Below are 15,884 nucleotides of genomic sequence, written 5' to 3'. Positions count from 1 at the left end.
ATTTCAGGTAATTGCATATATGATTCCGCACATTAGACGTTTAATCGAACTTTGGCGTATAGCTGCGCACTATAGACTCGACACGTTGGTTCCTGCGGAAGATATTCCTGCAAAGGTTCGCCCCCTGCTGAATCTTATACGTTTGCATCCTGCTGCACTTTCTAGTCGAGAACGTAAAAATCCTTTAAAGCTTAAAGAAGCTTTAGAAGAAATGGGGCCACTCGCAATTAAATTAGGGCAGCTCCTCTCTACGCGTCGCGATCTAATTCCACCAGAAATATTACAACAATTGGTGTTATTACAAGATCGTGTTAAACCTTTCGATCTTGGAGTGGCTAAGCAAAGAATTCAAGATTCGCTTAAAGCAAATGTTTCCACATTATTTGCGCGCTTCGATGATAAGCCGCTAGCTGCTGCTTCAATTGCTCAAGTACATACCGCTGCTCTTCACGATGGGCGTGAAGTTGTCGTGAAAGTAACTCGCCCGAATATACGTGCTCAAATTATTCAAGATTTTGAAATTTTAGAATGGCTTGGTCACTATTTAGAAAAAAGGCTAGAAGCTGCCCGTGCTTTGCATCTATCAGAAATTATTCAAGATTATCGTCAAATCATTTTAAATGAACTCGACTTGACTCTTGAAGCCGAAAATACACGACGTATGCGCCATTATTTTACTGGCTCAAGCATGATGTATGTGCCTGAAGTGTATATGGATAGTCTGGATGTGATGGTGGCAGAGCGCATCACCGGTGTGCCTATATCAGATACTGCGACCTTTGATCGTTTAGGAATGAATCGTGCAGACTTAGCAGAAAAAGGCTTAACAATCTTCTTTACTCAAGTGTTTCGCGATAATTTTTTCCATGCAGATATGCATCCGGGTAATGTTTTCGTAGAAACGATTAATCCGCAAAACCCAAGATTTATTGCGCTCGATTGCGCCATCATGGGCGAGCTTTCCAAGCATGATCAAATGACGATAGCACGTATGTTGCTGGCAGTCATGAACAGTGATTTCATGCAATTGATTCAGATTGTGCATCAAGCAGGTTGGATTCCACCAGGCACGGATCAAGATGCTTTAGCACGTGAAATGCGTCGTACAGTAGGACCTATGGTTTCGAAACCGATGCATGAGTTAGATTTCGCAGGCATATTGATCCAAGTGATGGACATCGCTCGACGTTTTCATTTAGAAATCCCACCGCAACTGATGTTATTGCTTAAAACCTTAGTGCATGTTGAAGGCTTAGGTACAGACCTTTATCCTGAATTAGATATTTGGAAGTTAGCAAAGCCAATTCTAACGGATTGGGTTAAAGCCCAAATGAATCCTCAAAAAAATATTAAAGAATTAGGACAAAAAATTCCCGACTTATTATTAGGTGCTCAGGATTTACCAACTTTACTGATTGACAGTCTTAACGGTTTAAAAAATCAGTCTGCATGGCATGCTAAACAATTGAATGAACTTCAAACACTGCGCTTGCAAATGGAACATCAGCAAAAGCGTAGTTGGATTTTCGGAAGTGTAATCGCAATTTTGCTCTCAATCGCTGTGATTGCACCATGGTTCATCTCCATGATTTTAATTGTGTTGGCATCCTTCATTGCTATGTGGCGTATGGTGAAATAAGTTCACTATCTCATGTCAAAACTTACTACTTCAATAGGTTTTAGTCGCTGAATTGCTTATGATACAGATCCTCAAGACCACTCAACCTTGCTTGAATATTCATGTAGGTTATAAAGCAAAACAGGTCATTGAAGAACAAGGTTTACAAGCCAGTGCGGTTGATTTTGTTCCTGGAGCAGCAGGTGGTCCTAAAGGTATTGGAATTCAAGGATTGGACCAAGCTGTTTTTGGTGAGTTCTTTGCTCAAGCACCGAAAAAGCGAACTTTAATAGGCTCATCCATTGGGAGTTGGCGTTTTGCAAGTATTGCAGCGCATGGTGCACAAGCAGGCACATCCAAATTAGCAGACTTATATACCCATCTTGAATTTCGACCTAAGATGAATATTATTGAAGTTGGAGACGTCTGTCGCGGCATGCTTAAAGCCCTCCTTCAAGGTAAAACCAATCAAATTATTGATCATCCCGACTACCATTTGGCTATTTTGTCAGTAAAGTCATCGAAAAAATTTCAAAGTGATCATCCTCTTATGCTTGCCCGTGCAGTTGCTGGCATTATCGGTCTCAATACTTTTTCGAGAGCTAAAATTGGGCACTTCATGCAACGTACAATTGCCCAACCACACAACGCTTCACGACTTTCACTCATCAAAAATGAATTCGAACATCTTGATTATGCGTTGACTGAAAAAAATTTAGAAGATTGGTTAATGGCATCTGCATCCATTCCATTTTTGATGCCGGCGGTCAGAAATATCGAAGGTGCAGATGTCGCTGCTTATCGTGATGGCGGGCTAATCGATTATCATATTGATCTACCTTTACCGAGTCATGGGATTGTCCTCTACCCTCATTTTACAGATCAAATAACACCAGGTTGGTTCGATAAGTTCCTCAAAAAACGTAGATCTAATGCTGAATATCAAGCACGAACCGTATTGATTTCACCCTCTGAGTCTTATTTAAGATCACTTCCTTTAGGACGTCTTCCTGATCGCAAAGATTTCACACTGAAAGGGCTTGATCAAAAAAAACGAATCGAGCTTTGGAAACAGTCTGTAGCTGAAAGTCAACGATTAGGGGATGCATTCCTAGAAATGATCCATAAGCAAAACTTTGAAGAATACATGCAAGATCTTAAATAAATTAATTTCTACTCTCCCCTACAAAGATTTATTCGCTTAAACTAATGACCTACAATTTTGTAGTGTCTCATTTAATTCTGGTGAAATCCTTATGAACAATACGCAATGGCTCGATGAAGTAAAATTTAACGAACAAGGTTTAATCCCTGCCATTGCTCAGCATCATCAAACAGGTCGAGTGTTGATGGTGGCTTGGATGAATCGTGAGTCTTTGGCACTTACAGCAGAAAAAAGTCAAGCTGTTTACTACTCTCGTTCACGCAGCAAATTGTGGCATAAAGGCGAAGAATCAGGTCACTTCCAAACTGTGCATGAAATTCGTTTAGATTGTGATGCTGATGTGATCGTTCTTCAAATTGAGCAACATGGTGGCATTGCTTGCCATACGGGACGTGAATCATGTTTTTATCGCCGCTTAACATCAAACGGTTGGGAAATTGTAGACGCTCAATTGAAAGATCCGAACCAAATTTATGGCGAAAAGTCTGAGAATGCGCATAGTAAAGTGATGAATGCATCAACAGCTCAAGCTGAGCAAGTCGATGTATTACATTATCTTGGTCAAATGATGGCAGAACGTAAATCTGCAGATCCTGACTCTTCTTATGTGGCAAAGCTTTATCATAAAGGTCTCAATAAAATATTAGAAAAAATTGGTGAAGAAAGTTTTGAAACGGTAATTGCTGCTAAAGATTTCAAACAAGAAGCGACGCTGGATCACCAAAATGATTTAATTTATGAAGTTGCTGATGTTTGGTTCCATACCATAGTCATGCTGGGTTACTTCGATCTTGATATTCAACTCGTTTTAAATGAGCTTGCACGACGTCAGGGTCTATCAGGACTTGTTGAAAAAGCGAATCGCACGCATTAATTTACTCTTATAAAGCCATGTTCAAACATGGCTTTTTTATTTAATTCGGCTTTTTAAGTCGCCGAAGACTCCCCATCCAAAAAGAAGAAGATTGAACTCTCCCCTTTGTAAATTCTTGCTATACTCACTGATCATTTTAAAACCATTGAAGATTTATTAACCTGTGTCTGTCATTGTCAAACCCACCTTAGAACAAGAAATTGCGATTCAACAAGCGCAATCTGGTCAATCCTTCAAAGTGATTGCCTATGCAGGTACAGGTAAAACAACAACGCTTAAATTAGTCAGTGATGCGATGCAACAGCGTCGCGGTATGTATCTTGCCTTTAACAAAGCGATTGCCAGCGAGGCTCAACAAAAATTTCATCAGCGCGTGGATTGTCGTACATTCCACTCTTTAGCATTTCGAAGCGTTCCACGTGGAGTGACTGATAAACTTAGACTCCCACGCTTGAGCCCGAGCTTTATTGCCAAAGAATACCGTTTGCAACCCATCACATTACGCCGACTCATGGGGGGGCGTTACGAAAAATATGCGCTTATGCCTAGTCGTTTGGCGGGCTTAGTTGCAAATGCTGTCAGTTATTTCTGTTCAACAAGCTCGCAATATCCTGCACCCCGCCATATTCAAGCACCAAGTTGGCTACATGCTGACGATATTGCGGTATTACAGCAACACCTTTATCCTGCAGTCGAACGTCGTTGGTTAGAATCAATCGACCCTAATCATCAGGCTGGCATTGGGCATGACATCTATCTCAAATTATGGGCTTTATCAGATCCTTTTATACCCGCAGACTATGTATTATTTGATGAAGCACAGGATGCTGACCCCCTAATGCTGGGGATTTTACTCAAACAAAAAAGTACGCAAGTCATCTATGTCGGCGATGCACATCAACAAATTTATGCATGGCGTGGGGCAGTCAATGCGATGCAACAAATGCCTTTACCCGAATCGCGCCTAACCACTTCATTCCGTTTTGGTGATGATATCGCTGAAGTTGCTAATCACTTATTAGGCGCACTCAATGAGACTGTTCCGTTGATTGGCAACCCCGAACTCCAATCAAAAGTCGTCAACAAGCCTCATACCAAAATGCGAGATGCGATTTTGTGCCGTACTAACGCACGCGCGATGGAACTTTTACTCTCAGGATTAGTTCAAGGAGAAAAAGTGAGCCTGCAAGCCGATCATGCGAAATTAAATCGCTTTGTTGACGCTGCAAGCTTACTTAAACAAGGTAAAAGAGTAACAGACGTTCCAGAGTTAGCTTGGTTTAACTCTTGGCATGATGTGCATGAATATTGTGAAACAAATGATGGTAGTGACATCAAGCCTTTGGTTAAATTGGTCGATGAACATGGTACAGACCCACTCAAACGAGCACTTGCCAAAATCACACCCATTGAACAAGCGGACTATGTAATCTCAACCGCTCATAAAGCCAAAGGTTTAGAGTGGAATAGCGTGCATTTAGAAGATGATTACCAATTTAAAATTAATGGACTAGAACATAAAATTAGCGATGAAGAATTACGTTTACTTTATGTTGCATGCACACGAGCAAAAAGCAGCTTAAATATTCATCATATTTATGATTTAATACAACAACTCAAACTTAAATCCACGATTAAAACGAAAGCAACAGCATAATCCCCTACGATAAGTTGCAGGCAAAATATGAAAGTTCAATCTATTCAGTTACGTCACTGTTATCATTTTTCAGATATAAAAATTAAATTTGATCCAACTCAACGACCAATATCTATTATTTTAGGTGATCAGGCCTCCGGTAAAACTGCGATTATTAAAAATATTTATCAAGCTTTAACATGGTTTGCTGCACGTGCCAAAGATTTAAGAACCGCTGGTGTAGTTATGCTTGATTCTGATATTAAGCACAAACACATTCAAGCCAAAATAGATATTTGTGTTCAATATCCCATGGATATTGGATCTATTGAACAGGCTGCGACTGTGCAACACAATGAAGAGGGTTTGTGCGAATGGCAACTCTATAAAACATTAACCAGTAAAGGTGTAGGTCATAGTAAAGCGCTAACGACTCAATTAGAATCACTCGTTCATCTTTATCAACAAGCGATCAAACAAGATCCTGCTCAAGGCATGCCTATGGTGGCCTACTATCCTTCTGATCGCTTTATCAACGAAGTGAATTTACTAAGCAAAAATAATCCTGCTGTATTACAAACACATGCAGCCTACGAACTTGCAGCACTCCCTTATACAACCTTTGCTCGGTTCTTCGAATGGTTTCGTGAAATTAGCGACATCGAAAATGCACGATTAGCACAAGTTTTTCAAAAAATTCAAACCAATCAAAAATTATCCTCTCATCATGACCAAGAGGATTTAGTTGCAAAATTATTGAATCTTGAAGCAGAGATGCAACTACCATCACTCAAAGCACTCAAGAAAGCCATCCATACATTATTGCCATCGATCAGTGACATTTATATTGAATACACGCCCAAGATCCAATTGATGCTGGTACAAAATGGTCAAGAAATTCCTTTTTCGCAATTATCTAATTCGTATCGTCAATGGTTGTGTTTAGTGGGTGATATTGTTAGACGACTTTGTCTCCTCAATCCTCATAGTATTGACCCATGCCTTGATGGTGAAGGCATTCTATTAATTGACAATATTGATGCACAAGTGGATGAAGATTTTGTGCAAAACGTACTCAGCCGTTTGCATGAAGCATTCCCGCAAATTCAAATTATCGCATCCGCATGCTCTGAATTGATTTTAAACAATGAAGTAGATGTACAACATTTTAAATTAGAAAATCGAAAAATTGTTGAAATAGAACAAAACCAAATCAGGGAACAATATGATGAACTATTTGCTCAACTCATGGCTAATGATTTACAAGATGACCAAATCTCTGAAGTGAATCGACCTACTGATACGCTTGATGGCTTGCGTTTGTTTGAACACTTCAAAAATTTATCAGTGTCAGAAAAACAGCGCTTCATTGAGTATCTCCAAGCTGGAGATTTATCGAGTATTTCATCACCCTAATTGATTGGAAATAGATGAGTTAATCGGGTATGACTCACTCAATTTAAACAGAAATTTAAGCTTTTTTTCGCTATAATTCTGAATTGTGTAGCTAAAAAGTTTGATGTAATTTTATACATGTAATAAAATCTACTCATTCATTTTTTAATCAAAAAATGTCTATTTCTTTGCATTAGCTTTCCAAGTTGCGCAACACAACTTGTTTTTGTTTTTAAAATTCGTTCGGCTTTCAAAGTTTAAGTAGTTGGATGACTCTTTGCCATCCTCAAGCTTTTGAAAGATAAAACTCATCATAGGTTCCGGCCTACAACTCTATGGATACGAGTGTGCTACCGATTATTATATTGTTACCATTAATACTTGGCACTTTTCTTGTCCTCTGGCTGCAAAAAATCTCTCGCGGGGCGACAGCATTAGGGGCAATTGGAGTCAGCTTAACAAGTTTTATCTTGTTGCTGACTCAAGCCAAAGACGTCTTTCAAGGTCAAGTCATCTCTGAGCACTGGTCATGGTTACCACAGTTTGGTATCGACTTAAGCTTTAGACTTGATGCATTAGGCTTGATCTTCTCCCTCCTTATTACAGGGATTGGGACGCTCATTTATATTTATGCTTATTATTATTTAAATCATAAAAACTCTCTAAGTAAGTTATATTTCTTACTGATGCTGTTCATGGCCGCCATGCTCGGCATTTCACTTTCTAATAATTTACTTATTCTTCTTGTCTTTTGGGAAATGACCAGTATTTCGTCATTCCTTTTAGTGGGTTATTGGAGTAACTACGAAGCAGCACAGCGCGGCTCAAGAATGGCCTTAACCATCACGGGTATGGGTGGTTTAGCCATGCTCGGTGGTTTTATTCTATTAGGTCAAATCACTGGCACATATCAAATTGATCAAATCCTCAATATGACGACGCAGATTCAATCGAGTCATTTATTTGTGCCAGCCTTGCTACTTATTCTTTTAGGTGCATTCACCAAAAGTGCTCAATTTCCTTTCCATTTTTGGTTGCCAAATGCGATGGCTGCGCCGACACCTGTGTCAGCTTATTTGCATTCAGCGACAATGGTGAAAGCCGGGATTTTCTTACTTGCACGCTTAATGCCGATCTTTGTTGGTTCTGCCCTGTATCACAACCTTGTCACCTTTGTTGGTTTATTTACCTTATGTATGGCCGCGTTCTTTGCCATTTTTAAGGAAGATCTGAAAGGGTTACTCGCTTATTCCACCATTAGTCATTTAGGCTTGATCGTTTGCTTACTGGGAATTGGTTCACCACTCGCTGTGGCTGCAGCTATTTTTCACATCATTAACCATGCGACCTTTAAAGCTGCATTATTCATGATCGCTGGTATTATCGACCATGAAACAGGTACACGTGATTTACGAAAACTCAGTGGTGTATGGCAGTTACTTCCATTTACAGCCACTTTAACCATGATTACCGCTGCATCAATGGCTGGTGTACCACTGACCAATGGATTCTTATCTAAAGAAATGTTCTTTACTGAACTATTAGCGAATCTCTCGGGTGGTATAGGTGTCTTCGCAGCAATTATTGCAACACTCGCAGGTTTGTTTGCCGTCGCGTATTCCGTTCGTTTAGTTCATGGCGTATTTTTTGATGGTGATTTAGGCAAAGCGATTCCAAATAAAGATGCGCATGAACCACCAATTGGTATGCGTGCACCTGCAATTTTATTAGCTATATTATGTATTGCAGTGGGTCTATTACCAGCGCTCTTAGTAGGCGATATCGTTAATGCTGGTGCACGAGCAAGCACCAACCTTCCAGCTTTTGAAGGCGTACATCTAGCAATCTGGCATGGCTTTAATGTGCCTTTATTGATGAGTGCAATTGCACTGATTGGCGGTATTATTTTTTATTTTAGTCTTGCGAAGAACAGTAGAATTCGTGACATTGACCTTGATCCAATACTTGGCAAACTGCAAGGTAAAGTCCTGTTTGATCTCTTTCTAAAACATTTGCTCTTAAATTCGCGAAAATTAAAAAGAGCAACAGAAACAGGTTCTCTACAAAACTATTTATTGTGGATATTAATTTTTGCTGTTGCTTTAGTCTCTATGCCACTCATTGGTCAAGGTATTTATGCAGGTACACGTGAACTGACGCATGCACCATTGGTTGCAATCGTGCTTTGGTTATTATTGTTTTCAGCCTGCTGGATGATGCTTTGGTTTCACCATGAACGCATTAAAGCCGTTCTCATCAGTGGAGCCATCGGTCTTGTCGTGACGATGGTCTTTGTTACGATGTCAGCACCAGACCTCGCACTCACACAAATCACAGTCGATGTTGTCACAACTGTTTTACTTCTGATGAGTCTATCCCTCTTACCGCAACTTACACCTTATGAATCTTCACGCACTCGTCGTTGGAGAGATGCGGTGATTGCAATCATCGGAGGTCTAGGAATCGGTTGGATCACTTGGATGATTCTGACGCGTGATCACAATTCAATCTCATGGTTCTTTGTTCAACAATCTCTACCGCTCGGTGGTGGTTCAAATATTGTGAACGTGATTTTGGTCGATTTCCGTGGATTTGATACTTTCGGTGAAATTGCCGTTCTCGGTATTGCGGCGATTGGGACACTGTGTTTAATGGATGGAATGCGTGCTCATGGTACGACCATTACACAAGGCTTAACCTATCGCTTTAATCCATCACCGTTGATGTTCCGAATGACCGCATCTTGGGTCCTTCCGATTGCCTTAGTCGTCAGCTTATATATTTTCTTACGCGGACATAATCTTCCAGGTGGTGGATTTATCGCAGGTCTTATTACATCCATGGCGCTTGTGATTCAGTACATTGCGCTAGGTCAAGATCACACTGAACAACTCTTACGAGCAAAGTCTGGGCGTCTTTATGAAATTTGGATTGGTACTGGCCTAACCGTTGCTGGTTTGACTGGTGTCGCTGCGTGGTTCTGGGGTCGACCATTCCTGACCAGCGCTCATATTTATGTAGAGCCGATCATTCTCGGAAAAATGCATTTGCCATCTGCTGCAGCATTTGATGTTGGTGTCTATGTCACAGTCGTTGGTGCAACAATGCTCATGATTTCCGTTTTAGGCGACTCACGCAACTCAAGCATCACCGGCCCTGTACCGAAGGAGTAAAGAATGATTAGTTTAGAATTTTTACTCGCCTCCGCTATTGGATTATTGGTTGCCACTGGTATTTATCTGATTTTGCGTGCCCGTACTTTCCCTGTGGTATTAGGCTTGGCCATGATTGGCTATGCAGTGAATATGTTTTTATTCGCTATGGGGAGAATCCACCTCAATGCACCTGCTATTTTAACCAATGCCACTCAGGTTACAGATCCATTACCTCAAGCATTAGTTTTGACCGCAATTGTAATTGGTTTTGCAACCACTGCTTTTATCGTTCAACTGGCGCTAAGAAGTCGTTATGAATCTGGTACTGATCACGTCGACTCAAAAGAAGAGATTATTAATACAGACCCACGCGAGGATGAGCCTTAATGATGAATTTTTATGATTTATGGCTCACTCACTCGCCAATTTTAAGTATTTTAATTCCGACATTTACTGCATTTATTTTGGTGCTACTGGGTAACCCTGGTTCAGGGTCTTTAGCACATGACTGGCGTCAACCTTGGCGTCGTGGAATCAGTTTAACATCGGTTTTCCTTGGTTTAGTAACTGCAATTATCTACTTAATTCAGGCGAGCTCTGGTCAAATCTTTGTTTATAACTTAGGTGAGTGGTCTGCCCCTTTCGGTATTGTACTTGTACTAGATCGTTTGGCAGCTTTTATGCTCGTGCTCACCTATGCCCTTGCGACACCCATTATTTGGTTTGCAAGTAAAGAATGGGATGAACGTGGACGCTATTTCCATGCGATGAGCCATTTTTTACTCATGGGATTATGTGGAGCATTTCTAACAGGCGACTTATTTAACCTGTTTGTTTTCTTTGAAGTGCTGTTGATGGCTTCATATGTATTGCTTCTACATGGTCAAGGCAAAGCACGTTTCCAACTTGGTATTCACTATGTAACGATCAACCTATTAGCGTCTGCATTCTTTTTGATTGGCTTAGGGATGATTTATGGTAATACTGGTAGCCTGAATATGGCTGATGTGGGTCGAATTGTACGTACACTCGAAGGTGATCAGTACAATATGGCTGTTGCAGGCGGATTAATGCTGTTTGTAGTCTTTGGTATCAAGGCTGCAATCCTCCCTGTCGGACTATGGTTACCTAAAACTTATGCCGTCGCCACGACCCCTGTAGCCGCATTATTCACCATCATGACCAAAGTGGGGATCTATGCCATTTTACGTGTGAATGGAACCGTATTCACCGATGAGCTTTCACGAGAAATTCTCAGCACTTGGCTGCTTCCAATTGGTTTAATTACGACTATTTATGGTGTAATTGGTGCGATTGGTGCAGAGCGCATGCGTCGTTTTGTTGGCTTTATGATCCTATCGTCTATTGGAACGATTGCAATCGCACTTTCCCTGATGACAGCAGATGCTTGGGCAGCAGCGCTATATTACCTCGTGCATAGTACGATTATTGCCGCTGCATTCTACTTACTATGCGGTTGGATTACTTCACAACGTGGCGCATTTAAAGATCATCTAAAAATCGCACCAATCATGAAACAGCAGACGCTAGTTTCGATTTGCTTCTTCATTATTGCGCTCATGATGGCAGGTCTTCCACCTTTCAGTGGTTTTTTAGGTAAGATCTTTATTCTGCAAGCGGCTTCTGTATCTAGCTATCAATTGCTCATTATTATTGTCATTCTGATTGTGAGCTTGCTTAGTATCATTGCTTTTACGCGCTTAGGATTTGTCATTTTCTGGCGTTCTACAGCACCTGAAAACAATCCTAAAGAAGAAGCATATTTGGAATATCAAAAATTACCAAATCAGGCACCACCTCGTAATCACACCACGATTTATATTTTCCTGATTGGCCTTGTCGCTTATGTGGCATTCGCAAATCCAATTACTCAGTATATTCAATATACCGCAGTCCAACTGAATGATTCTGAGCAATATATTTCAGCTGTCCTGAAAAAAGATGAACAAGGCAAAGTGATTAGTGTGCAACAATTTGATCCAAATTATCTGCCAGAAACAAAATATGGCGGGGAATCTGCAGATCAAAATGCGCATTATATTCCACATATCGTAAGCGAGAAGGCACTCGAAGGAGAACATATCTCTGAGTACAAGCAACGTCAAATTAAAGAGCAAGAATTGAATCAGCTTCAGCCTGAAGAAGTTCAATCTAAACTTCAACCGATGGAGCAATAAATGAAACAACAAAGTTCTCTACTCGATCGAGTTTTCCCGCATCCATTTGTTTCTGTGATTGTGGGAATAAGTTGGCTAATGCTGGCACAAAGCGCTCAGTTTTTTGATATTTTAGTTGCCATTGTGATTGGTTTAGTCATCCCAAAATTGGTACAACCTTTTATCGTTCGCACACCCAATATTCATTGGGATTTAGCGTGCAAATTAATTTTGGTCGTACTTTGGGACATTATCATTAGTAATATCCGTGTCGCTAAGCAAGTGCTTGGACCAACTGACCGTCTACATCCCAAGTGGTATCGTGTTCCATTAGATACTGATCATGATCAGGTCAACAGCTTATTGGCAATGATCATTACGACTACACCTGGCACAGTGAGTGCTGGAATCGACCAAGAACGCGGTGACATTTTAGTTCATTCAATTAACTCAGATGATCCCGAAGCTGATATTTTGGAAATCAAACAACGCTATGAAGCACCACTTATGGCGATTTTCCATGTGAAACAAGGAGATTCAGCATGACGATCTTACTTTATGCATTGGGAATTAGTTTGATTGGCATTACGATTTCCATGTTGCTCTGCTTAATGCGTTTAGTCATTGGTCCTTCTATGGTAGATCGACTACTCGCACTAGATACTTTATTTCTGAATGCAACCTGCTTGGTCGTGGTACTTGGAATTTTTTGGGCAAGTACTTCATTGTTCGAAGGTGCATTGTTGGTGGCAATGCTTGGATTCGTATCCACAGCAGCATTGGCTCGTTATTTTACGACAGGCCATGTGGTGGACTAGGAGAACAATATGAATACTCAGCTCATCATGGAAATCTTAGTTTCATTCTTCCTTCTTATCGGTGCCTTCTTTACCCTTGTAGGTGGAATTGGAATCGTAAAGTTACCCGATCTGTTCATGCGTCTGCATGCACCTACAAAGTCGAGCACACTAGGCTTAGGTAGTTTTTTAATAGCAGCCATGATTTATTCAGCTTTTCATAGTCGCTTTGGGTTTGCTGAACTACTGATTACATTACTTGCCTTTATTACGGCACCTGTATCGGCAAATTTAATTGCACAAGCTGCATTACATTTACGTTTACGCTCTACATCAGGCGATGTCCCCGAAGCACTAGACCGCCCTCTCCCTTGGCAGCGCCAAAGAAGAATGCGTCAGTTTAATCAAGACTCATCTAAGTAATAAAAAACCTAGCTTTCGCTAGGTTTTTTTTGTTAGCTATACAGTACAGGTTGGGGATGCTCTTGGAAGCCTTCCACTTGATATTCTTCAGCTAATTTTGCCTTCCAATGATTCACGATATCCGTATAGTCAATTTCAGAAGGATGAAAATCTTCTTTGTAATATGATAAATATTCTGGAATTAGCTCGATCATCATTTTAGAAATTAAGTAAATACCATATAAGTTTCCACTGACCTTCGGTAAGCTTTTTCGACGATCTTGCCAAAATAATCGAGTTGCTGAATAAAATGTAAGACTCGCAAAACCTGTGGTTACGCTACGCATAATATTGCGGCGCACTTTGGTATCTTTATATACCGCTTGGTAGACATCAAATGCAACTGCTCGATGCTCGATTTCCTCAATTGCATGCCACACCCAAAGCTTAGTTGCATCTTCATCTAAGGTCGACAGCACTTCAGGATGACGAAGAATATAACCACCCAATAACGCTGTAAAATGCTCAAAAGCACAGGTAATTGCTAACTGCAATTTTGGATGGGTAGTACGAATAAATTCATCGCGTCGCGCTAACCATGCTTGAAAGTTATCAAGTTGATAATCATCACGGCGCCAAGCGTCATTAAATTCCGCATGTGCTTTTGAATGCATCGCTTCTTGACCAATAAATGCTGCAATCTGCGCTTGTAATTTTTCATCTTTCACTTTATCTCGTACATTACGAACACTATGAACAAAGAATTGTTCACCAATTGGAAAGGTAGAAGAAAGTGCCGTCAACAAGTGTGACATGACAGGAGAATTCGCGAAAAAATGGCGTCGTATGGCTTTAGGATTATAATTTAAACGTCGTATGGTAATCCCAATCGCTTTTGGACGATTTAAATAAGATTTATCTTTGGCGATTTGTGTAGTTGTCATTTTAGAGCCTATATGGATATAGCATTTCTTATTCATACTGTCAGAATAAATCAGATTTAATATTGCAAAAATAACCACACAGACAAATAAATTATATTTTTTGCCAATAAAGTCGCAAATTAAATTACAACTCCATTCTCTTTTTTAATTTAATTACATGATTCTTAAGATAGTTCTTGAATTGGATACTTTTGAATATTCAACAAGAGATTGTCAAACAAGTCATGCATATAAATGAAAAATCCTACCGAAGTAGGATTTTTTGTAAGGCATGTTTTCGTTTAAACATCAAGATAATCTAAAATACCTTCAGCAGCCTGACGTCCTTCCCAAATCGCAGTTACGACCAAGTCAGAACCACGCACCATATCTCCACCGGCAAAGATTTTCGGATTAGAAGTTTGGAACTTGTATTGTTGATGCTCAGGAGCAACGACACGACCTGAACCATCTAAATTAATACTTACATCATTAAACCATTCTGCAGGGCTTGTACGGAAACCAAAGGCCAACAGCACTGCATCAGCAGGTAAGATTTCCTCTGAACCTGGGATCGGTTCAGGACTGCGACGACCACGACTATCAGGCTCACTGAGTTGAGTCGTCACAAATTTAACACCTGTGACCTTTCCATTCTCACCCACGATTTCGATCGGCTGACGATTGAACTGAAATTCAACACCTTCTTCTCGCGCATTTTTAACTTCACGGCGTGAACCTGGCATGTTTTCTTCATCGCGGCGGTATGCACAAGTGACAGATGTTGCACCTTGGCGGATTGAAGTACGGTTACAATCCATAGCAGTATCACCGCCACCGAGTACAATAACTTTCTTACCTTCCACACTGATAAATTCTGAAGGATCTTTTTCCCAACCTTGGCAACGATTCACATTGGCAATTAAGAAATCAAGGGCATCATAAACACCTTCCAAATCTTCACCTGCGAAACCACCTTTCATGTATGTGTATGTTCCCATACCCATGAAGACAGCGTCATAATCAGCAAGCAATTGATCAATGGTGATGTCTGTGCCAATTTCTGTATTTAAACGGAATTCAATCCCCATGCCTGTAAAGATTTCACGACGACGTTTCATCACGTCCTTTTCCATCTTAAACTCAGGGATACCAAAGGTCAGCAAACCACCTATTTCTGGGCGCTTATCAAATACGACAGGTTTAACACCATTGCGCACCAAAATGTCCGCACAACCTAGACCTGCAGGGCCTGCACCAATAATCGCGACTTTTTTATCTGTCCATTTGACATGAGACATGTCAGGACGCCAGCCCAATGCAAATGCCGTATCATTAATATACTTTTCAGCATTTCCAATGGTCACCGCACCAAACCCATCATTTAGTGTACATGCACCTTCACACAAACGGTCTTGAGGACAAACTCGACCACACACCTCCGGTAGTGTATTAGTTTGGTGGCAAAGCTCTGCTGCTTGAAAAATACGACCTTCAGCAATCAGTTTTAACCAGTTTGGAATATAGTTATGTACTGGACATTTCCATTCACAGTAAGGGTTACCACAACCTAAACAGCGATGTGTTTGGTTTTTCGCAACTTCGGCTGTAAAAGGTTTATAAATTTCCACAAACTCAGCTTTGCGGACGTTGAGATCTTTTTTCTCTGGATCTTGGCGTGCGACATCCAGGAATTGAAAGTCATTATTAAGGCGTTCTGCCATGTCTCTCTCCGTGGGTAG

At 40.6% G+C, this 15,884-nt stretch carries 13 protein-coding genes; 11 read left to right on the top strand and 2 right to left on the bottom strand.

From position 1 onward, the window contains the following. The first annotated feature begins 19 nt into the window (after positions 1–19). The 11 genes from CL42_RS01210 (at position 20) to CL42_RS01160 (ending at position 13,240) form a co-directional block, all read left to right on the top strand. Positions 20–1,639 carry an ABC1 kinase family protein gene (locus tag CL42_RS01210; RefSeq protein ID WP_035264024.1) on the top strand — a complete coding sequence of 540 codons (1,620 nt, stop codon included), beginning with the start codon at positions 20–22 and terminating at the stop codon, positions 1,637–1,639. A gap of 58 nt (positions 1,640–1,697) precedes the next feature. Then, the gene (locus CL42_RS01205) at positions 1,698–2,783 is read left to right on the top strand and encodes a patatin-like phospholipase family protein (RefSeq protein WP_035264022.1); all 1,086 of its coding nucleotides are present in this window, start codon (positions 1,698–1,700) and stop codon (positions 2,781–2,783) included. A 91-nt stretch (positions 2,784–2,874) separates the two neighbouring features. Then, on the top strand, positions 2,875–3,657 hold the full coding sequence (hisIE, locus tag CL42_RS01200) for a bifunctional phosphoribosyl-AMP cyclohydrolase/phosphoribosyl-ATP diphosphatase HisIE (RefSeq protein WP_035264019.1): 783 nt from the start codon (positions 2,875–2,877) through the stop codon (positions 3,655–3,657). A 163-nt stretch (positions 3,658–3,820) separates the two neighbouring features. After that, entirely contained in the window at positions 3,821–5,314 is a 1,494-nt protein-coding gene (locus CL42_RS01195; protein WP_035264016.1) for a UvrD-helicase domain-containing protein, read from the top strand. A gap of 27 nt (positions 5,315–5,341) precedes the next feature. Then, positions 5,342–6,709, top strand: a complete 1,368-nt coding sequence (locus CL42_RS01190) for an AAA family ATPase (RefSeq protein WP_035264013.1) — start codon at positions 5,342–5,344, stop codon at positions 6,707–6,709. A 314-nt stretch (positions 6,710–7,023) separates the two neighbouring features. Continuing rightward, complete coding sequence (locus CL42_RS01185) at positions 7,024–9,861, top strand: monovalent cation/H+ antiporter subunit A (protein WP_035264010.1); 2,838 nt, start codon at positions 7,024–7,026, stop codon at positions 9,859–9,861. 3 nt (positions 9,862–9,864) lie between these two features. Further along, positions 9,865–10,230, top strand: coding sequence for a Na+/H+ antiporter subunit C (locus CL42_RS01180; protein WP_035264007.1), 366 nt, complete (start codon positions 9,865–9,867; stop codon positions 10,228–10,230). Next, the gene (locus tag CL42_RS01175) at positions 10,230–12,041 is read left to right on the top strand and encodes a monovalent cation/H+ antiporter subunit D (RefSeq protein WP_035264005.1); all 1,812 of its coding nucleotides are present in this window, start codon (positions 10,230–10,232) and stop codon (positions 12,039–12,041) included. The genes CL42_RS01180 and CL42_RS01175 overlap by 1 nt, the downstream gene beginning before the upstream one ends. Continuing rightward, positions 12,042–12,566, top strand: a complete 525-nt coding sequence (locus CL42_RS01170; protein ID WP_035264002.1) for a Na+/H+ antiporter subunit E — start codon at positions 12,042–12,044, stop codon at positions 12,564–12,566. It abuts the gene before it with no gap. Beyond that, a complete protein-coding gene (locus CL42_RS01165) occupies positions 12,563–12,838 on the top strand; it encodes a monovalent cation/H+ antiporter subunit F (RefSeq protein ID WP_035263999.1) in 276 nt (91 codons plus the stop codon). Before CL42_RS01170 ends, CL42_RS01165 begins: the two co-directional genes overlap by 4 nt. 9 nt (positions 12,839–12,847) lie before the next feature. Beyond that, the gene (locus CL42_RS01160) at positions 12,848–13,240 is read left to right on the top strand and encodes a Na+/H+ antiporter subunit G (protein ID WP_035263996.1); all 393 of its coding nucleotides are present in this window, start codon (positions 12,848–12,850) and stop codon (positions 13,238–13,240) included. A gap of 32 nt (positions 13,241–13,272) precedes the next feature. Here CL42_RS01160 and CL42_RS01155 read toward each other — a convergent pair whose 3' ends face one another. Then, a complete protein-coding gene (locus CL42_RS01155; protein ID WP_035263995.1) occupies positions 13,273–14,163 on the bottom strand; it encodes a metal-dependent hydrolase in 891 nt (296 codons plus the stop codon). Positions 14,164–14,444: 281 nt separating this feature from the next. Then, positions 14,445–15,866 carry an FAD-dependent oxidoreductase gene (locus CL42_RS01150; protein WP_035263992.1) on the bottom strand — a complete coding sequence of 474 codons (1,422 nt, stop codon included), beginning with the start codon at positions 15,864–15,866 and terminating at the stop codon, positions 14,445–14,447. Positions 15,867–15,884 lie beyond the last annotated feature (18 nt).

It is taken from the genome of Acinetobacter sp. Ver3 (genome assembly GCF_000632455.1).
Lineage (GTDB): Bacteria > Pseudomonadota > Gammaproteobacteria > Pseudomonadales > Moraxellaceae > Acinetobacter.
The sequence above is the reverse complement of the archived record's forward strand: the minus strand, read 5'-3'. Positions and strand labels throughout refer to the sequence as shown.